This is a genomic window from Clostridium beijerinckii (assembly GCA_003129525.1).
Taxonomy (GTDB): Bacteria; Bacillota; Clostridia; order Clostridiales; family Clostridiaceae; genus Clostridium; species Clostridium beijerinckii_D.
Window position 1 is genome coordinate 3,035,004 of sequence record CP029329.1, and the last position, 21,541, is coordinate 3,056,544.

General features: G+C 29.4%; 16 protein-coding genes and 3 pseudogenes. 17 read left to right on the plus strand and 2 right to left on the minus strand.

Going from position 1 to position 21,541, the window contains the following annotated elements:
• Positions 1 to 113 precede the first annotated feature (113 nt).
• Entirely contained in the window at positions 114 to 572 is a 459-nt protein-coding gene (locus DIC82_13385; GenBank protein ID AWK51947.1) for a YhcH/YjgK/YiaL family protein, read from the plus strand.
• A 172-nt stretch (positions 573 to 744) separates the two neighbouring features.
• On the opposite strand, the gene DIC82_13390 is transcribed toward DIC82_13385, so the two are convergent.
• Positions 745 to 2,358 (minus strand): IS1182 family transposase, encoded by a 1,614-nt coding sequence (locus tag DIC82_13390; GenBank protein ID AWK51948.1) that lies wholly within the window; start codon positions 2,356 to 2,358, stop codon positions 745 to 747.
• 114 nt (positions 2,359 to 2,472) lie between these two features.
• The gene (locus DIC82_13395; GenBank protein AWK51949.1) at positions 2,473 to 2,682 is read right to left on the minus strand and encodes a cold-shock protein; all 210 of its coding nucleotides are present in this window, start codon (positions 2,680 to 2,682) and stop codon (positions 2,473 to 2,475) included.
• A gap of 683 nt (positions 2,683 to 3,365) precedes the next feature.
• Between DIC82_13395 and DIC82_13400 the strand changes: the two genes are divergently transcribed.
• The 16 genes and pseudogenes from DIC82_13400 to DIC82_13475 all read left to right on the plus strand — a co-directional run bounded on the left by DIC82_13400 (position 3,366) and on the right by DIC82_13475 (position 21,540).
• Entirely contained in the window at positions 3,366 to 5,846 is a 2,481-nt protein-coding gene (locus DIC82_13400) for a CoA-disulfide reductase (protein AWK51950.1), read from the plus strand.
• A gap of 293 nt (positions 5,847 to 6,139) precedes the next feature.
• Positions 6,140 to 7,228 (plus strand): glycerol dehydrogenase, encoded by a 1,089-nt coding sequence (gene gldA / locus DIC82_13405; protein AWK51951.1) that lies wholly within the window; start codon positions 6,140 to 6,142, stop codon positions 7,226 to 7,228.
• 212 nt (positions 7,229 to 7,440) lie between these two features.
• Positions 7,441 to 8,520, plus strand: coding sequence for a dipeptide epimerase (locus tag DIC82_13410; protein ID AWK51952.1), 1,080 nt, complete (start codon positions 7,441 to 7,443; stop codon positions 8,518 to 8,520).
• A 671-nt stretch (positions 8,521 to 9,191) separates the two neighbouring features.
• Positions 9,192 to 10,106: an LD-carboxypeptidase gene (locus DIC82_13415; protein ID AWK51953.1), complete on the plus strand. Its 915-nt coding sequence runs from the start codon at positions 9,192 to 9,194 to the stop codon at positions 10,104 to 10,106.
• Positions 10,107 to 10,133: 27 nt separating this feature from the next.
• Positions 10,134 to 10,955: a glycoside hydrolase gene (locus tag DIC82_13420; GenBank protein ID AWK51954.1), complete on the plus strand. Its 822-nt coding sequence runs from the start codon at positions 10,134 to 10,136 to the stop codon at positions 10,953 to 10,955.
• Positions 10,951 to 11,070 (plus strand): annotated as a pseudogene (locus tag DIC82_13425) (hydrolase). Before DIC82_13420 ends, DIC82_13425 begins: the two are co-directional and overlap by 5 nt.
• A pseudogene (locus DIC82_13430) lies at positions 11,057 to 11,593 on the plus strand (hypothetical protein). The pseudogenes DIC82_13425 and DIC82_13430 overlap by 14 nt, the downstream one beginning before the upstream one ends.
• A gap of 209 nt (positions 11,594 to 11,802) precedes the next feature.
• Positions 11,803 to 13,005: a Na+/H+ antiporter NhaA gene (gene nhaA / locus DIC82_13435; GenBank protein ID AWK51955.1), complete on the plus strand. Its 1,203-nt coding sequence runs from the start codon at positions 11,803 to 11,805 to the stop codon at positions 13,003 to 13,005.
• A 152-nt stretch (positions 13,006 to 13,157) separates the two neighbouring features.
• Positions 13,158 to 14,621, plus strand: coding sequence for a sodium-independent anion transporter (locus DIC82_13440; protein AWK51956.1), 1,464 nt, complete (start codon positions 13,158 to 13,160; stop codon positions 14,619 to 14,621).
• Between the two features lie 441 nt (positions 14,622 to 15,062).
• On the plus strand, positions 15,063 to 16,757 hold the full coding sequence (locus DIC82_13445) for a DDE transposase (GenBank protein AWK51957.1): 1,695 nt from the start codon (positions 15,063 to 15,065) through the stop codon (positions 16,755 to 16,757).
• A gap of 311 nt (positions 16,758 to 17,068) precedes the next feature.
• Positions 17,069 to 17,389, plus strand: coding sequence for a hypothetical protein (locus DIC82_13450; protein AWK53091.1), 321 nt, complete (start codon positions 17,069 to 17,071; stop codon positions 17,387 to 17,389).
• Positions 17,390 to 17,955: 566 nt separating this feature from the next.
• Positions 17,956 to 18,192: pseudogene (locus tag DIC82_13455) on the plus strand (hypothetical protein).
• An 80-nt stretch (positions 18,193 to 18,272) separates the two neighbouring features.
• Positions 18,273 to 19,154, plus strand: coding sequence for a Ni/Fe hydrogenase (locus DIC82_13460; GenBank protein ID AWK51958.1), 882 nt, complete (start codon positions 18,273 to 18,275; stop codon positions 19,152 to 19,154).
• Positions 19,151 to 20,542, plus strand: a complete 1,392-nt coding sequence (locus DIC82_13465; GenBank protein AWK51959.1) for a Ni/Fe hydrogenase — start codon at positions 19,151 to 19,153, stop codon at positions 20,540 to 20,542. Before DIC82_13460 ends, DIC82_13465 begins: the two co-directional genes overlap by 4 nt.
• Positions 20,543 to 20,649: 107 nt before the next feature.
• Entirely contained in the window at positions 20,650 to 21,141 is a 492-nt protein-coding gene (locus DIC82_13470; GenBank protein ID AWK51960.1) for a hydrogenase maturation protease, read from the plus strand.
• A 138-nt stretch (positions 21,142 to 21,279) separates the two neighbouring features.
• The gene (locus tag DIC82_13475) at positions 21,280 to 21,540 is read left to right on the plus strand and encodes a hypothetical protein (protein ID AWK51961.1); all 261 of its coding nucleotides are present in this window, start codon (positions 21,280 to 21,282) and stop codon (positions 21,538 to 21,540) included.
• The last annotated feature ends 1 nt before the right edge of the window (position 21,541 follow it).

Below are 21,541 nucleotides of genomic sequence, written 5' to 3' on the forward strand. Positions count from 1 at the left end.
TTTTGTCATAATTTAAGTAATTACATTATTGAATTATTAGATTATCATAACAATGAAATATTTTTAGTTAACAGAAATAGCAATAGTACTAAATTATTTGGAGGAATTAAATTATGATTTGTGAAAACATGAGAAGTAGAAATAACTATTCAAGTATTAACAATAATTTTGAGAAGGCTTTTGAATTTTTAAAAAGCAATGATTTAAAAGCGTTAGCAGTAGGGAAATATGAAATACAAGGAGAAGAAATATTTGCACTTGTACAAGAATATACTACACAAAATCAAGAAGAAAAAAAATGGGAGTCTCATGAAAAATATATAGACATTCAATTAATAGTTGAAGGACAAGAAATTATGGGATATACGTCAGTAGAAGGATTAGAAGTTGAAGAAGACTTAAGACCAGAAAGTGATATGATATTTTATAAGGAAACTTTAAATGGTTCTAATATTAAATTTACTAATGGTGATTACGCAATTTTCTTTCCAGAAGATGCACATAAACCAGGTTGTGCAGTAGGAGAATGTTCTAAAATAAGAAAAGTAGTAGTAAAAGTTGCATGTAAATAAAAATTGTAATATGAAAAGGGCGTGTCGCAAAATGATTAATTTTTAATCAGAAGCGACACTTCTTTTCGTTTTAAATTAAAAAATCTCTTAATAATTAAAATTGAATAATAATTATTGAGAGATTTTTATGTTTTAAGCGCACTTTAATAAGCCTACTTAAATTATTCCATAATTAGGCAGATTGTTTTAATTCATGAAGATGTTTTTGAGTTCTTCCGTTTTGGATTTTTGAATGCAATTTGTTAATGTTATAACCAAAACAAAGCAAAATAAATTCAGTTTTTACACTATTTTTTCCACGTGTTAAAAATCTATTGAATTCATAGTCACTTTTTAGAACTCCAAATGCTCCTTCGACCTGAATAGATCTGTTCATTCTTAATTTAGCTCCAATTTCAGTTGTAATATTTCTATAAGATATTTCACGCTTTTCTACAAAAGTTTTCGAAACCTGCATCTTTCTATTTCCTTTTGCTTTTGTACATTTTTCTTTATGAACACAATTATCACAGCTTTCACACTCATAAACAGTAACTTCTGATTTGTATCCACTGGCGGATTTTCTATGAATAATAGAGGTCGGAATCAACTTTCTACCATTATTGCAAACATAAAAATCTGATTCAGCATCATATTGCATATTTTCTCGCTTACTTATATCATTTTTGAAACTTCTTTTTTTCCACTTTTCATAAGTTTGCGGCTTTATGTATGGGGTCTGATTATTGTATTCTAAAAATAAATAATTTTCTTCGCTTTCATAACCCGAATCTGCAATCACATTAAGATATTTACGACCAATTTTTTCTTGCATATTATTAAGCATAGGTATTAGTGTTGCTATGTCATTTCTATCATCAAATATTCCGACACCGGTCACGTATTCGCTTTCAACTGCAATTTGTACATTATATGCTGGCTTTAATTGACCATTTCTCATATGATCATCTTTCATATGCATGAAAGTTGCGTCTGGATCAGTTTTAGAATAACTATTTCTATTTGAGAATATGGTTTTACTGAAATTATATTTTTCTTGTCTCTCTTTATATTCAAATAGTTGCTCTATCCATTTCTGAATTGTAGTTTTTCTCTTACCAATTCCATGAACAAATTCTATGTTTCTCTTCTCTTTTTCATATAAAAGCCATTCGAGAATTTTATCGAGATCATTTATCAATGTTTCTTTTTGAATACTAAATTCTTTCAATTCTTCAAGATTGACATTTTCAACAAGAGTAAGAATTTTATTAAACATTTTCTCTTCATTTTTGTAAATGGCTTTCTTCCAAACAAAAGTATATCGATTGGCATTCGCCTCGATTTTAGTACCATCAATAAATACATTTTCAAATAATACTTCATTTTGATCAGCTAAATAATTAACTTGCTGATAAAATAATTCTTCAATTACTTCATTTGAAAGATAATCTTTTCGAAATCTACTAATTGTAGCATGATCAGGGGCTTTGCATCCTTGAAGCAGCCATCTAAAATTTATATCTCTTTTACATGCTTTTTCTATTTTTCTACTTGAATAAACATTTTGAGAATACGCATACGATATTATTTTGAACATGATTTTAGGTTCCACTGCCGGTTTTCTTCCAACGGAAGAGTACGCCTTATACAACTTTCTGTAATCTAATCCCTCCAATACGTGGCTTAGCAAGCGAACAGAATCATCTTCTGGTATTAAATTTTCCAAATTTAATGGTAATATAAGTTGAAAATTATCATTAAATTCATTATAATCTTTAGTGTATGATTTCTTTATTTTGTACATAACTTAATTATACAATAAATGTGATTTCTTCGGAATTCACATTTTTTTATTTCTTAAAAAAAATGAGCTGCTACAAAACTAACTATGTTAGTTTTGCAACAGCCCCTTTTCATATTACAATTTTTGAACGTTTATAGCCATAGGTCCTTTTTCACTATTTTCAATATCAAAGGTCACACTTTCATCTTCATGTAAATATTTATCAGTACCTTTTTCTTTGACTTGTTGATGATGTACAAAAACATCCTCTCCTTCATTACAAGATATAAATCCATATCCTCTTTCTGTATCATACCACTTAACTACACCAGTTATTTTAGGCATATAAAATTCCTCCTTATGTATTGTGATTATCAGCTATAGTATTTGTTGAAAAATAGATTTTAAACATTAATAGATATATTGTAAGAATAATCATTCAGTATAAATTTAATAAATCCTGTAAGCCAACCACAACTTTGTATTGATAATTGAAACATATATACTAAAATATTTATAAAAATAGGCTTATTTAACGCAGAATAAAAAATTATAACAATAATAATAAAAGGGAGGGATATATATGTTTTAACATTAAAGTACTCATATAACATATATAGGGCATATATGTTAGTATAACCTAACAATTATTATGTAAACTAAACTTTGCTAAAATTAAATAAGTGCGGAAATATATTTTAGCAAAGCTTTACATTCTAAACAAGATCAAACTCATGGAAATTATTTCTTTGAAAATAATTATAAAATTAAATTTTTAGTATTTAGAAAATTTAGATGTGATCGCCTTAGCAAAATGGGCCCCAAGTATAAGTGTGTGATAAAGTCACAGACAATAATAATCATATTAACTAAAATTAAAGTAAGATATATTGCAATTAATGAAATAAGACATTGAATATATATTAGAAATGTTTGAAAGAATAGTAATTTCATATTTTTGGAACACTAATTGGTAAATTAAGAGCATTAAAGTTAATTGCAAAAATATATAAGAAGGAGAGATTCTTATGAGGAAAAAGATTATTATTGTTGGTGGGGTTGCAGGTGGTGCATCGACAGCAGCTAGGCTTAGAAGATTAGATGAAAATGCTGAAATAATCATGGTGGAAAAAGGTGAATATATATCTTTTGCTAACTGTGGACTTCCGTATTATATAGGGGAAACTATTGATGAAAGAGGAAAATTAATAGTCCAAACAGTAGAGGAAATGAGTGAAAAGTTTAATTTAGATATAAGAAATTTAAATGAAGTTTTAAGTATAGATAAAGAAAATAAAAAAGTTAAAATAAAAAATTACAAAACAGATGAGGAATATGAAGAAAATTATGATGTTTTAGTTTTATCACCAGGAGCAGCTCCATTAAAACCACAAATACCTGGAATAAATGAATGTGATAATTTATTTACTCTTAGAAATATACCGGATACAGATAAAATTAAATATTATGTAGATAATTATAAGCCTAAACACGCAACTGTAATAGGAGGAGGATTTATAGGTCTTGAAATGGCTGAAAACCTTCATGCTAGAGGAATTGAAATTACACTTGTAGAAGCAAGTGAGCAAGTAATGGCTCCTCTTGATATAGAAATGGCAAGTATAATACATGAACATTTAATTGATAAAAATGTTGAATTAATATTAAAAGATGGTGTAACTGGCTTTGAAAACAATGGGAAAAAGATAATATTAAGTAGTGGAAAAGAATTAGTAACTGATATGATAATTTTATCAATTGGTGTTAAACCAGAAACAAAAATTGCAAAGGAAGCTAATCTTAACTTAAATCAAAGAGGAGCTATTGTAGTTGATAAACTTATGAAAACTTCTGATACTAGCATTTATGCTTTAGGAGATGCAGTAGAAGTTATGGATTTTGTAAATAAAAAGCCTACAATGATTCCACTTGCATGGCCTGCTAATAGACAAGGAAGAATAGTTGCAGATAACATATGTGGAAAAAATGTTGAATATAAAGGTACCCTTGGTTCATCAGTAGCTAAGGTCTTTGATTATACAGTAGCTACAACTGGCAATAATGAAAAGACATTAAAGAGATTAGGAATAGAATATGAAGCTATTCATATTCATCCAGGCTCTCATGCAGGATATTATCCAGGCTCGTTCCCTATAGATTTTAAGATGTTATTTGATCCAAAGTCAGGAAAAATATTTGGGGCTCAAGGTGTAGGTCTTGATGGAGTTGAAAAGCGTATAGATGTACTTGCTACAGCTATAAAAGGTAATCTTACAGTTTTGGATTTGCAAGATGTGGAACCTTGCTATGCACCTCCATATAATTCAGCTAAAGATCCAGTTAATATGCTTGGATATTATGCATCAAATATTATAGAAGGACTTACGAAGACAATTCAGTGGCATGAAATAGATAAATTGGACAAAGATAATTCTCTAATAATTGATGTAAGAGAAGAATTTGAGTTAGTTACAAGCGGTTTAGATAATTCTGTTCATATTCCATTAGGAAAACTTCGAGATAGATTAAGTGAAATACCACGAGATAAGAAAATATATGCTACATGCCAGGTTGGACTTAGAGGATATATTGCTTGTAGAATCCTTGAGCAAAATGGAATCAAATGCACTAATATAGATGGCGGCATAAAGACATATATTAATGTAAAGAGGGCAGAAGAAAGTATTAAAAACCAATATAGAAACAGTAAAAAAATAAAAGATGAGGTAGCAGTAATGAAATTAGATGATTTAGATATAACAGAAATAAATGCTAATATTACTTTAAATGCATGTGGACTTCAATGTCCAGGACCAATAAAAAGAGTATTTGAAGAAATTAATAAAATGGAAGATGGGAATGTTCTACAAGTTAAGGCAAGCGATCCTGGGTTTAGTAAGGATATAAAATCATGGTGTAGTTCAACTGGAAACACTTTATTAAAATCGGAATTTGATAATAAGGAAAAAGCCTTTGTAGCTTATATACAAAAAGGAACAGGAGCAATTGAAAAAGTCCCTTCACCAAAAGCTGTAGAAAAAAATGGAGCAACATTAGTAGTATTTAGTGGAGATTTAGATAAGGCAATAGCTTCATTTATAATAGCTACAGGAGCAGCATCTATGGGTAAAGAAGTGACTATGTTCTTCACCTTCTGGGGACTTAATATATTAAAGAGCAAAGATAAGCCAAGTGTTGCGAAAGATACTATGGAAAGAATGTTTGATGTTATGTTACCAGCACATCCAGGAAAATTACCATTATCACAAATGAACATGATGGGAATGGGTCCTGCAATGATAAAACAAATAATGAAAAAGCATAATGTTGATGATTTAGAAACTCTAATAAAAAATGCTATAGATATGGGTGTTAAAGTAGTTGCGTGTGCAATGAGTATGGATTTAATGGGAATAAAAAAAGAAGAATTTATAGATGGAGTTGAAATAGGTGGAGTTGCTTCCTATTTAGGATCAACAGAAGGCTCTGGATTAAACTTATTTATTTAATCAATTAAATGAGTAAGTTTAATATGGATAAAGGCTTGATATTTTCAGCCTTTATTTTTTGCAGCTTTTTAGTTTAGACATAAAAAATAATGATTTAATACTTAAATAATATTAAAATAAGAAACAGGATTACCAATAAATAGATAAATCAGTGTTCAATGCTTTTTGAAAATAGATATTTTAGAAATTATATTATTTGTGACATTATTATATAATAACCATTTTAATTGATAAAAAGATCTAAAAAGTGTATATTAGTAAATGAAGAATATTTTATATATGGAGGGATATTTATGCTAAAATTAATGAGAGCACCATCAAAATATGTTCAAGGTAAGGATGCATTTTTAGAAGTATATGAAAACATTAAGGATTTAGGATCTTCAGTCCTATTCATATGCAGTAACAGTGGGTATAAAGCATCTAAAGATAAAATTGAAAAGAGCTTTGAAGGAACAAATACTAAGATTATATTTGAAATTTTTAGTGGAATAAGTTCTACTGGAGAAATTGAAAGAATGCGTAAAATTGCTAAAGATAATAGTATTGAAATTATTGCAGCAATAGGTGGTGGTAGTGCTATTGATACTGCAAAGGCAACTGCATATTATGAAAAACTTCCAGTTGTTATTATGCCAACAGTTGTTGCTACAGATGCACCATGTACAGGATTATCAGTTATTTACAATGATGATGGAACATTTTCGAATTACATATTTTACCCTAAAAATCCAGACGTGGTAATTGTTGATACATCAATTATCGTAAAAGCTCCTGTAAGATTTTTAGTTGCAGGGATGGGAGACGCACTTGGAACTTATTTTGAAGCTAGAGCTTGTGTTAAGACAAATTCACCAAGTCTAGAAAATGGAGGAATTACTAAATCAGCAATGGCTTTATGCTCACTTTGCTATGACACATTATTAGAAGATGGTTATATAGCTAAATTATCAGCTGAAAAAGGACTTTTAACTCCAGCAGTAGAAAACATTATTGAAGCTAATACTTACTTAAGTGGAGTTGGTGCAGATAATGGTGGACTAGCGGTAGCACACTCTGTTTACAATGGTTTTACAGCACTTGAAGAATGTGAGAAGACAATGCATGGTGAATTAGTTGCATTTGGTACTATAGCGCAACTTATTATAGAAAATGCACCTCAAGAGGAACTTGATAAAGTTATAGAATTTTGTATTTCAGTAGGACTTCCTATAACACTTGCAGAGGTGGGAGTAACAGACACTGAAAGAGTTAAGATTGCATGTGAAAAAGCATGTATGGAAGGTGAATCTATTCATAATATGCTTGGTGATGTTACACCAGAAGAGTTATATAATGCACTTCTTACTGCAGATGCTATTGGTAAAACAATATTAAATTAGGTAATATCAAAAAAATATAAATTAGATTATTGAAATTAACAATACCTATAATAACTTCTACAGATGTTATTATAAATTATAAATATATTGGTAATGGAGTCACTACATTTTGCAAAATAAAATGTGGTGGCCTTTTTATTAAATTTAAGGGCATCTCTTTAAAATATTAATATATATTAACTTATTTTTTAGATGCCATAAGGAGGATAAAAATGATTATAAAAAGTATTGAGATATCTGAAATTTTGGTGCCTTTAGTTACACCATTTAAAACAGCTCTTAGAACAGTTGAAGCTGTTAATGATATAGTGGTAAAAGTTATATCGGATAAAGGTGAAATAGGATATGGTGAAGCAGCACCTACAGCAGTAATAACAGGGGAAACAAAAGAATCAATTAAATCTGCAATTTTAAATTATATAAAGCCTTCTATTTTAGGCATGGAAATAGATAATTTAGAAAGTATAATGGAAAAAATAAATAGTTGTATTTTAAAAAATACAAGTGCAAAGGCTGCAGTTGATATGGCTATTTATGATTTATATGCTAAAAAACTTAATTCACCGTTATATAAAATTCTTGGTGGATATAGAAATGAAATTACTACAGACATTACTATTAGTGTAAATGAAATAGATGTAATGGTGAAAGATAGTATAAAAGCTGTGAATGAAGGCTTTAATATTTTAAAGATAAAGGTAGGAAAAGAAGGTGAAAAAGATATACAGAGAATTGCTGAAATAAGAAAAGCAGTTGGATCAAATGTAAGTATTCGTGTTGATGCAAACCAAGGTTGGACAAGCAAACAAGCTGTTAAAATCATAAGTGCTTTTGAAGATAAAGATTTAAATATTGATTTAGTAGAACAACCAGTTAAATATTGGGACTTAGAGGGAATGAAGTATGTAACTCAAAATACGTATACAAAAATTTTAGCAGACGAAAGTGTCTTTTCTCCACATGATGCAGCAAAGATAATTCAAGAAAGAGCAGCAGATTTAATTAATATAAAGCTTATGAAAACAGGCGGAATATATAATGCTTTAAAAATTTGTGATATAGCAGAAGTTTATGGAGTAGAGTGTATGATTGGGTGTATGCTTGAAAGTAAAATAAGTGTGAGTGCGGCAGCAAATCTGGGTGCTGCTAGAAAGATAATAACAATGGTAGATTTAGATGGACCAGCACTTTGCAAAATTGACCCAATAAGTGGAGGACCTATTTTTAGCGGAAGTAGTATAAAAATGAGCGGAAAAGTTGGAATAGGTTTTGACGATATAGTAGAAATTTAATTGAATATAGATGTCGCAAAAAAAACTACATGATGCCATTGATCTAATCAAACCATTAGTCGATGGCGAAACGATTGAGATCAAAGACATCTACATAGGTTCCCAAAAAGGAACTTAAAAGCAGATTAATTATAACTAAATTATTTAAAGATAACAAGCGGAAAAGAAATCTAAAACAAGAAAAAGCTTTAAAACAAGAAAAAAGAAAATTTAATAATAGAGCCTCTTTATCAAGGTACTTACTGTAACATATAACATATATTACAGTAATGATAGTACCTTTTATTAAGTATGCTCAAATTTAATAACACAATTAAAATTATTACAATATAAACCCAAATGTTCTAATTTATGTTTTTAATTTTATTCGCGACTTGCTTTAAACTTATTAGTAATATTATGGATAAATAAGCTTGATGGCTATGAAGACAAGCTTTGAACAAGCATTTTGGAACAACTTATAATCAATAAGCACAGCCATCAAAATCTTCTAATGTAACTTCCACAAAGCAAGCCCCCTTATTTCTAGTTTTGGACATATATTCATAGGCACAAAACTTGATATTATCTAAGTATTTCTTTGAAATAAATAAAGTATATTCTTAAAAAATGAATTTGCAGAAAGCCCAAAGGTATTTCATATCTAAATTAAATTAAGGAGCGTGAATTAAATGATAAGACCAAAACCTTTAAAAAAGGGAGATAAGATAGGATTAATTGGGGCTTCAAGTCCAATACCACAAGATAGAATAGAACCTTCTATTAAAGCTATGGAAGCTCTAAGCCTCGAAGTTGTACTTGGGGAAAGTTGCAGAGGATATCATGGATTTTTATCTGGAAGTGATGAACTTAGAGCAAAAGACATAAATGACATGTTTGAGGATAAAAGCATTAAAGGTATTTTTGCAATTAGAGGTGGGTATGGTGCAGCTAGACTTTTAGATATGTTAGATTATAATATGATTAAGAAAAATCCTAAGGTATTTGCAGGATATAGTGATGTAACTGCCCTTCATAATGTACTTAATGAAAAATGCAAACTAATAACTTTTCATACACCAATGGCATCAACAGAATTTTATAAAGGTGTAGATGATTATACAATGAATTATTTTAGAAAAAACATATTTAGTGATGAACCACTGGGAACACTTAAAAATCCAGAGGGCCAAGAAATTAAAACTTTAGTTAGTGGAAAGGCAAAAGGAAAATTAGTTGGAGGAAATCTTTCTTTAGTAGTTTCTTCGATGGGAACTACACATGAGATTGATACAAAGGATAAAATATTATTTTTAGAAGATGTAGATGAATATCCATATAAAATAGATAGAATGCTATTACAATTAAAGCAATGTGGAAAATTTAAAGATGCCGCAGGAATTATTTTGGGTGCATGGACAGATTGTAAAGCAAATGAAGGGGATAATAGCTTAACTTTAATGGAAGTCTTTGAAGAACTTATAAAAACAGAAAACAAACCTACAATTTATAACTTGGCTTGCGGACATTGTATGCCTACGATGAGTCTTCCTTTAGGTGCAATGGTGAAAATTAATGGGGATAAGGGTGAGATTACCATACTTTAGAAATATACATTGTAGGGGGTTATTCAAATGAAGTATGCAATAGTAAATAAGGCTGTTGGAGTATTAAAAAGTGAACCTAAGGGAGCTTCTGAAAATGCTGATGAAGTTTTATTTGGAATGAATGTTGAAATACTTAAAGAGCTAGATAACAATTGGTTTTATGTAAGAACTCATTATAATTATGAAGGTTATATAAATGGAGATAATTTAATAATTAATGATGAGCTTTCAAAGAAATGGGAAAAAGATAAAAATATTATGGTAATTAATTCGTTTGCAGATGTACTTAATAAACCAGAAGCATCTGGATATGAAATTGCAAGTGTAACAAGAGGAGCTAATTTAATTTCATGTGATGAAATAAGTGAAAATAAAAGATTTCTAAAGGTGAAATTACCAAGTGGAGAAAAAGGATGGATAAGAAAGAGTTTCACATCAGATTTAATAATAGATTGTGAAATAAAAGATGAAGAAAAGCTTAGAGAAAATCTAGCAAAATGTGCTCTAAGCTATATTGGAACTCAATATAGATGGGGCGGAAAGTCACCTCTTGGAATAGATTGTTCTGGACTTTGCTCTATGGCATATATGCTAAATGGAATATTGATTTATAGAGATGCAGATATAAAAGAAGACTTTCCCATAAAGGAAATAACTTTTGATAAGCTAAAAAAAGGAGATCTAATATTCTTTCCAGGACATGCAGCAATGTATTTAGAAGCTGGGAATTATATTCATTCATCAACAAGTAATGATGTGGTGAAAATAAACAGTTTAAATGAAAAGGCAGAAAATTATAATGAATATTTAGGAACATGTGCTAAGCGGTTTGGAAGCATATTTAAATGAGCCTTGGAATCTGGGGCTCTCAATATTCGCTATAGGTGAAACAAGCGTTGAAAAGAGGTATTATCCAAGTGAAGAAAGCAGTAAGATTATAAAAAAGTGGTATACAAAAGATTAATTCAAATGGTGAAGAAACTAATTTGTACAATATAAGACAAGGAGAGTTTTGTCATGAAGCTTTAAGTTGTTTATCAAACTTTGAATCTTTAAATATAACAGGTAAAGCAATTCAAGATTCAGAGGTATGCATAATACCTGTAGATATAGTAAGACTGCATTTCATGAAAGACAATGAATTTTTGCTATATATATATATATATATATATATATATATATATGAAGATTTGCACAAAAAATTTAATTCTGTCTTAGATAATAAAGAAGAAATAATGCATGAATCACTAGAAACAAGACTTGTAAAATTGCTTATTAATAAAAATAGTAACATAATTTATACGACGCATGGAGAGTTAACTTTTGAAATTGATTCAGATAGAGAAGTTGTAAGTAGGAAACTTAAAAGCATTGAAAAACGAGGATATATAAAATTAGAAAGAGGCAAAATAATAATAATTAAGAATTTAAAAAAATTTTTTAAAAAATTGAAAATTGCGAAATTTGATTATTATATTGAATTATAATATAATTAACATTGTAATAATAATTGAATATAAATAGGTACGGTTGGACAAATTTTATAATTTGTTTTCAAGCAATTTTAGTTTCTGGGGTGGGAAACTCTATTAGAGTGTTCCACCTCTTTTTGCTTTAATTTTTAATAACTCAATTATAATTATTTATTTAAACTAAACGTCTAGGATATCCATAATAATATTAAGGAGATTAACTTATGAAGAAAAATGTTTACAACAAAACTTTCAATCAATTTTTAAGCTTTTTTAAAAATGAATCTGCTAGTGGTATAATACTCTTGATTTTTGCAATTGCTGCCATAATAATTGCAAATTCCAATTTTGCTACAACATACAATAATATACTCCATACCTACATAACTATTGGATATAAAAACTTTTCGTTATCAATGTCACTACTTCACTGGATTAATGATGGATTAATGGCTATATTTTTCTTAGTAGTTGGCATGGAAATAAAACGAGAAGTGGTATTTGGAGAGCTTAAATCTTTAAAAAAGACAATACTGCCAGTATCTGCTGCCGTAGGAGGTATGATTGTACCAGCAATAATTTATGCATTACTTAATTATAATGAACCTACGGCAACAGGATGGGGAATTCCAATGGCAACAGATATTGCATTTGCGTTAGGAATACTTTCTTTGGTAGGCAGAAAAGCACCTAAAGGAATAATAGTATTTCTTACAGCGTTAGCTATAGTTGATGATTTAGGAGCTATTATTGTAATTGCAATATTCTATACTAGCCAAATTTCTTGGATTGCTCTTATTATGGGATTAATTATTTTTATAGTTTTAATATTAGCTAATAGATTTAATGTAAAATATACAGCTATTTTTATTATTGGAGGTTTAGTTCTATGGGTTTGTTTGTTAAAATCAGGAATACATGCAACAATTGCTGGAGTATTACTTGGAATGGCCTTACCTATTGGAAAAACTGTTGATGAATTTGAAACATCAATTTTGTACAGGGTTGATAAAACTCTATCTCCGTGGTCTTCTTTTTTAGTTATGCCAATATTCGCTTTAGCTAATTCAGGTATAACTATTGATATTAGTAGTATTGGAACAATAGTAAAAACACCAATCAGTTTAGGAATTATATTTGGTTTGGTTATTGGTAAGCAAATAGGGATATTTGGAGTTTCATACATTTTAGTAAAATTAAAAGTGGCTAAACTTCCATCTAAAGTAACTAAAAGACATTTATATGGTGCAAGTGTCCTTGGGGGTATTGGATTTACTATGTCAATCTTTGTTTCATCTTTATCGTTTGCAGATGAAACTGCGTTAACCACAGCCAAAATAAGCATTATGATTGCTTCAATTTTAGCGGCAATATTAGGTGGAATAACTTTTTCATTTATAAAACTTAAAAGTGAGAAAGTGAATTAATCGCAAATTGACGATATTTAATATTAATGATAATATATATGAGGCTTTGATTTAGTTAAAGTATACTAAGTCAAAGCCTGTATTTTGTAAAAAATTATTAATATAGATTTAAAAAAAATTCGCAATAATTAAAAGAAGAAAGAAGGAATTAGATGAAAGAAATTAAACAAGAATGGTTTGGAAATATTAAAGGAGATTTACTGGCAGGGATAGTTGTTTGTATGGCATTGATACCAGAGGCTATAGGATTTGCTATAGTAGCTGGAGTTGATCCTATGGTTGGAGTATATGCATCTTTTTGTATGTCTTTAATTATATCAATTTTTGGTGGAAGAACAGGAATGATTTCGGCTGCAGCTGGCGCAATGGCATTGGTTTTAGCAAGTTTAGTAAAGGAACATGGAATAGAGTATATGCTTGTAGCAACAATACTTACAGGAGTATTCCAAGTTGTTTTAGGATTTTTTAAGATAGGAAATTTATTAAAGTTTATACCTAGGCCAGTTATGATAGGATTTGTAAATGCACTAGGAATAATGATGTTTAAGTCACAACTACCTTATTTTAAAGGGTCATTTATTTTAATAATTTTAGGCGCAATAGGTATTTCAATAATTTATTTATTACCTAAATTAACAAGAGTAGTACCATCTCCAATAGTCGCAATAATAGTTGTTACATTAATAGTAGTTATATTTAAGATTGATATAACTACATTAGGGGATATGGGGAAAATAAATAGTGACTTGCCAAACTTTTTAATACCTAATATACCATTTAATATGGAAACTCTTAAAATAATATTACCGTATTCTATATCACTTTCATTAGTTGGGCTTGTAGAATCTCTATTAACAGCTCAGTTAATTGATGATTTAACAGATACTCCAAGCAATAAGAATAGAGAATGCGTAGGTCAAGGATTGGCTAATGTAGTATGTGGATTTTTTGGAGGAATAGCAGGGTGCGGAATGATTGGGCAAACCCTTATAAATCATAATTATGGTGGAAGAGGTAGATTATCAACACTTACATCAGGAACAGTAATGTTGATTTCAGTAATAGTATTAAATAAATTTGTTGTGCAAATTCCAGTAGTTGCTTTAGGTGCGGTTATGGTAGTTGTATCAATAACAACATTTAATTGGGGTTCAATTAAGAGAATTACAAAAGTACCCAAAACAGATACATTTGTAATGATTTCAACAGTTATAGTAGTTGTATTAACTCATAACTTAGCTTATGGAGTTATTCTTGGAATAATATTAAGTGCATTATTTTTTGCATCTAAAATATCTGAAATACAGGTTAAAAAAATCAAAGAGGATACAAAAACTATATATATAGTTAACGGTCAGTTATTCTTTGCATCAACATTAAAGTTTATTGACAGTTTTGATTTTACAGAAAAGATTCAATTTGTGGACATAGATTTATCTATGGTGAAAATTTGGGATGAATCAGCAGTTGATTCTATAGATAAAGTGGTGCTTAAATTTCATAAAAACGGAGTTAAAGCTAACTTAATAGGAATGAGTAATCAATGTTTAGAATTAGTTGATAGAATAGCTGTCCATAATAAACCAGGTGGATTAGGGGCATCCAGTAGTCATTAAATTATGATCTATATTATCATCACATGGTATGTAATGAGCTATAGTTTAGTTTCATATGAAGATTTGCCAAAGTATGATTTATTTATATCTCAAGTTAATGAATATTAATGTAATTAGTATTTAAGTAAAATTAAAATCAAAGAAAAGAGCATATCCGGTGAAGTATTAAATCTTCACTGGATATGCTCTTAAATTTTTTATCTATTATACTTTTTAAATAAATTATTGAGAGCTTGTTTGAGAATAAATGCTTCAGTTCTAGCATTTATCTTGAAAAGTCTATCAAGTTGAGTTTTAGTGAGGTAGTTGAATATTAAATTTTATTCATAAGTTTATCCTAATACATATTATTTCAACATATATTGTGATTAGACCACAAAAAGCTGACAAATATCATCCAATTAGAATTTAATGATATAATAGCATTATAAAATTAAACGTATGAGGAGAATTACTATGTTTTGCAAAAATGACCTTCAACAAACTTCATTATTTGAACCAATCAACCAAATGCCAAAATACCTTCAAGATATTTTAAATAAAAGTTGGGCTAAGGCATTTAAGGATCATATTTTTCCGCGAATAAATGAGGAGCGTTTTTCGGTTTTATATAGCAATAAAGCCTCAAGGACTAATTCACCTATTAATGTTATTCTTGGCTTACTAATTATAAAAGAAATATTTCAGCAGACTGATGAAGAGCTTATCGGCTCTATTCATTTCGATGTAAGATATCAATATGCTTTAAATACAACTAATTATGAAACACAACCAGTATCTATAAATACTCTAACAAATTTTAGAAACAGACTTGTTGAATATGAAGCGTCAACTAATGAAGACTTAATAAAAGCTGAAGTTGAAGCTTTATCCGAAAGCATTGCTAAGTATTTATCTGTTGATAATAAAAAAGTTAGAGTGGATTCGTTAATGGTTAGTTCATCATGCAAAAAATTAAGTAGAATTGAGCTAGTATATTCTATAAATAGCAGACTTATTAAAGCTCTAAATATAATAAATCCACCTATTATAAGTGATGAACTAAAACCGTACCTTGAAAAGGGGCATAAAAATGACACTATATATAGAACTCAAGATTTAAAGGCTGATTCAAAACTTTCAATTTTAATCGAACATTCTAAAATTCTATACAATATCGCTCTGAAAGCTGGAGATATAGTTACTTCAACAGAAGAGTTTCAACTTTTAAATAGAGTTATTCAGGACCAAACTACAGAAGATGCTGCAAAAAATTTAGTTATTAAAGATTCAAAAGATATAACTTCAACTAGTTTACAAAATCCAACTGACAAAGATGCAACCTACAGAAAAAAATATGGTGGTAACGTTGGTTATGTTGTTAATATACAAGAATCATTTAATGATAAAAACAGTGTTATAACAGGCTATGACCTTAAGCAAAATATTCACAGCGATTCAAAATTTGCTGATGATGTTATTGCTAATTTAGCTTCACAAAATAAAAATTCAAACTGTAAACTACTAGTTGATGGTGCTTACTATGAACAAGAAAAAGCCAAAAATGCTTTAAAACAAGGAATTGAAATGATTCCAAGTCAACTAGTTGGCAGAAAAGTATCTACTGATAAACTGAGTTATTCAAAATTCATTGTAGATGACGAAAAAAATGTAATAAGTTGTTGTCCTAACGGAGTCGAACCTGTAGAGTCTTATTATAGTTCAAAATCTTATACAGCCAAATTTGACTCCAGTACATGTGAAAAATGTCCTTTAAATTCACAATGTCCAAAGAAAATATCAAAGAAATTTAATACCATAAGAGTTAGCGAAAAAGCTTATAATACAGCTACTCAAAGAGAAAAAATGCACGAGAGTGAGTATATAAAGCTTGCAAATAAAAGGGCTGGTATAGAAGGTATTCCTTCTGTTTTGAGGAGAAGATATAAAATTGATACCATGCCTATCCGGGGATTATTGCGCTCAAAATTATGGGTTGGATTTAAAATCGCAGCCTATAACTTCAAGAAACTGTTAAAACAGTTTCTTGAAAGTGGCATAGAGTGTTTTCTCAATATAATTGCATGTATAGTTGCTGTAATAATTAACTGTTTTAAATTATATTTTTTAGAATTTGAAGCAAAGCTGTCAAACTAATCACGATACTTTATAGTTTTTGTGGTTTAATCATAATATAAATTATAATAAAATATTAATGACTCTGAATCAATTTGAGCGGGAGAACAAATTTTTTTGTGAATATTATAATTGGTGGGATAAGTATGGTCAATTTCTTTAATCAGAATCCGTCAGCTAATCTCGTAAGCGCTGAATTATGGTTAAGTTATGTAAAATTAGAAAATAAAAATCCAAATATGCTGATATACTGATATACTTAAATATGAAATCAAAAGTATGGATTCATATATAAAATATATGTTAGAGGAGTGATAAGCATGAATGAATTTATGAAAATCGGAATATTCAATGGAACAATTGCTACAACAAATGGTGTATATAAAATAAGTGATATAGATGTAGATGATGCTAAAAAGCTTATAGATGAAAATGGATTTATATCTGCAATAGGACATAAATCAACTGCTGAAGCTATTTCAGATTCATTTAATATGAATATACCTATGAGCCGTATAAATTTCAAACAAAAGGTAGGACAAAAGGCAGTGGTGTTTAAATTAAATAAAAGACCACCAGAAGGAAGTATATTATGTAGAGAAGAAATAGAAGCAATAGGATATTCATTTAAATTAATGGAAAGATTAGAATAAAAACGATCTATAGATGAAGCAATAACTAAACATTTATCAACAATATTTAGCCAAAAAAGAATGAAACACTAAGTCTCATTCTTTAATCCTATTATTTTACAGTATCATTGATATGACAATTATCTGAACTACTAAATCCACCAACAGACATAGATCATTTCCCACGTCCATCTCCATTTCTGCCTAATATTTGACTAGGAGTTCAATTGCAACTCTCAAGATTATTTTTTAGAGCTTCCTTTAATGCCCCCTTCTTCAGTTGTTATAGTTCTATTGAAACTAACTTATCAACAGTTTTATTTCTCTCTTTAAGTAGATTAACTTTAATGTAAATCAAACCGTCATAGATCTTCTTTCACATGAGATTATAGGTGGTGTTATTCTTAGTCAAGATATAAGTAAAAAAGAAAAACTTGAACAAATGCATAAAGACTTTATTTCAAATGTTTCTCTCTGCTTAATGTGTTAATTGTCAAATTAAATAGAATTTTAAGAAAAATATAATAAAGCATTTTTAGAATATTATAATCATAAACTAGAGACATAGAGACATTTGAGGGGTGTTTATGTCTATTTATTTTGACTTCAAAACTATTAAAGAACTTATAGGTGATAATTATTATAGAGAACAAAAAGAATTTACTTTAGAAGAATTATCACAGTATGATGAAAGTAACGGAAAACCTGCTTATGTAGCAATTGAAGTTATAGTTTATGATCTGAGCAAAGAATCAGCTTAGGCTGGAGGAACGCATTTTGGTATTACAGCTGGTAAAGATTTAACAGAGGAATTTAATTCTTGACATGGATTGAATAAAATTCTTAGTAATATACCTAATGTTGGAATACTTAAAGTAAAGTAATATCTATTGGAGGAATTAAGTTGACTAGTGAGGAAGGATGTCCACTTACAAAAGTTAAAATTCAGACCTCAAAGAGAATTGCGGATGATGTTGTGGGAATGGTTAAAAATACTAAAAAGATGAATGCTATTTGGTTAGAAGTAACAGGCTGCTCAGGAAATATAATTTCTTTGCTTAATAGTGAAAATCCAGGACTTTATAATATCTTAACTGATATTGTGAATTTTACTTTTAATAATACACTTATGGCTGCAGAAGGAAATTTTGCTTTTGAAAAGTTTTTAGATACATTAGATACAGAATTTATATTACTTATTGATGGTGCAGTTTCAACAAAGGAAAATGGACGTTATAACATTGTAGCTAATTATAAAGGGAAAATAATTACGGCTTTAGAAGCAGTACAATTGGCTGGAGGAAAAGCAAAATATGTGGTTTCAGTAGGAACTTGTGCTTCTCATGGTGGGATTTCAGCAGCAAAGCCAAACCCATCAGAATGTAAGAGTGTCCAAGAAGTATTAAATAGGCAAGTGATTAAATTGCCTGGGTGTCCTTGTCATCCAGATTGGGTAGTTGGTACTTTAGCACATTTGGTAGGTTATGGCATTCCGGAATTAGATGAGGAAGGAAGACCTCTTCTATTTTATGGAGTTACAATTCATGACAATTGTACAAGAAGAGGATTTTTTGATAAAGGTATTTTTGCACAAAAGTTTGGAGAAGAAGGGTGTATGTTTAAAATAGGTTGTAGAGGGCCAGTTACCAAAACTGATTGTCCTAGACGAAAGTGGAATGGCTATGTGAATTGGCCTATTGGAGATAATACTAACTGTATTGGTTGTGCACAATCACAATTTCCTGATGGAATGGAACCTTTTGTAAGGTACAAGGAGGAGTCATGAGTAAAACAATTACTATTGATCCAGTTACAAGAATCAGTGGGTTTTTAGAAATAAAAGCAAAAGTGAAGAAAAATACAATTGTAGAAGCAAATGCAAGTGGATTACTTTTTAGAGGATTTGAAAAAATGTTAAAAGGAAGGTCACCTTTAGATGCTGTATATTTTACAGAGAGAATTTGCGGAATATGCTCTACAGCTCATGCTATGGCTTCAACCTTAGCACTAGAAGATGCATTAAAAATAACCGTTAGTTTAAATGATAATTACATTCGAGATATTATGCATGGTTTTGAATTCGTACAAAACCACTTAAGGCACTTTTATCTACTTTCCATTCCTAGCTATGTAAAAATTTCTAGTGTGAACTTGCTAGAATCAGAGCAGTATAGTGATTATAGACTTCCTGAAAAAATAAATAAAAAAATAGAAGAACATTATGTTAAAAGTATTGAGCTTAGTAGATTAGCTCATGAAGGACTTGCAATTCTTGGTGGGAAAGCTCCTCATAGTCATGGAATTTTTGTAGGTGGAGTTACGGTAAATATAGATGCATATAAATTAGAAAAGGTAAAAAGCATCATTAAAAATATACAATCATTTGTGATAACTACAATGAAAGAAGATGTAGAAATTATTTCTAAGTATTATCCTGATTATTTTAAGAAGGGAATATCTTATCCATATTTCATGAGCTATGGTGTTTTTAATAAATATGAAGATCCAGAAATTACTTATGTTAAACCAGGAGTAATGAAAGATAATGTTAAATATCCTTTAGAACCAGATGAAATTACAGAACAAATTCATTATTCATGGTATAAGAAAGATGAAAATTTAGAGGAAGTGGATTTATCTAAATTAGATGCATACACTTTTATAAAAGCTCCTCGATATTTAGGTCTGCCTATGGAGGTTGGTCCATTAGCACGGTTAATCATCAGTGGAGAATACACAAATGGACATTCATGTATGGATAGAAATATTGCAAGGGTTTTAGAAACAGGAAAGATATTAGCAATAATGAAGAAGCTTGCTGAAAGGGTAGAGCTGAAACCAAATAATCAAAAGATTTATGATATTCCAGAAAAGGCTTATGGTATAGGTCTCACAGATACTACTAGAGGTGCCCTTGGACATTGGATTGCAATTGAAAATAAGGTTATTAATCATTACAATATCATAACGCCTACTGTATGGAATTTATCACCTAAAGATCCATCAAATCTTCCTGGAACCATAGAAAGAGCTTTGATTAGAACTAAATTAAATAATATTAAAGAACCTATAGAAATTGGACGGATTGTAAGATCATTTGATCCTTGTGTATCTTGTGCAACTCATTTAATTGGAGATACAGGAGATACAGAAATAATAGAGGTTTTAGTTTGAAAAGCATACTTATGTGATAACTCGCCGAAAGAAGGAATGGTATATATTTCGAAGTATAAATTAAACTTATAATTGGTGTATCTATAGAAAGTGGAGAAATAGATATTATGATAAATAGAAAGTCTAATATTAAAGTTATAGCTATGGGAAATGTTTTAATGAAAGATGATGCTATTGGCATTGAAGTTGGAAAAGAAATAGAAGAAAGACTTTTAGAAAAAGGCATCAAAGTTATTTATGGAGAAACTGATGCTCAATATAGTATTTCTAGTGTACAAAGAGATGATTTTATTTTTATTTTGGATGCAGCATATTATGGAAAGGAACCGGGTGAAATTACTTGCTTGCCCATAAATACTTTTATTTCTAAGAAAAAAGGATATTCCCAACATAATTATAGTTTTTTAGATTTATTAAAACTTTATTATCCTAGTGTTAAAGGAGAAATTTATGCAATTGAGGTTAAAGACGTTGAATTTGGTTTTGGATTAAGTTCTGTGTTACAAGAAAAATTAGAAGTCATCTCTAAAAATATTTTAGATAAAATAGAAAAATCTATAATAAAAAATCAAGTGAAACTTGATTCAGGTAGGGTTTGATTCCCCGCTGAATCTTAGTTGAACTTATACACTCAGGGGGCACAATGTCTAGGGGCTAGCCACTGTTATCTCCCACTTAAAGAAGTGGAAGTGTTACAGTGGCTAGACATCAGATAAATGAAGGGATAGTGAAAAAATATGCATGATACTATTTTATTAAGTAAGATTTCTGAGGAATTAAGGGAAATATGTAAAGCTAATAATATTAATAAAGTTAATTCATTTACTGTTATTGTAAATCATAGAAGTCACGTACATTCGGACAATCTTTATGACCATCTTAAATATGCTCATGGAAATTTAGTTGGAGAATGGACAAAAATTAATGTACAGAGGGAAGATATACAGGATCAAACTGCTATTCTTAAAAGCATTGAAGGAGAACAAAGTGAAAATTAAA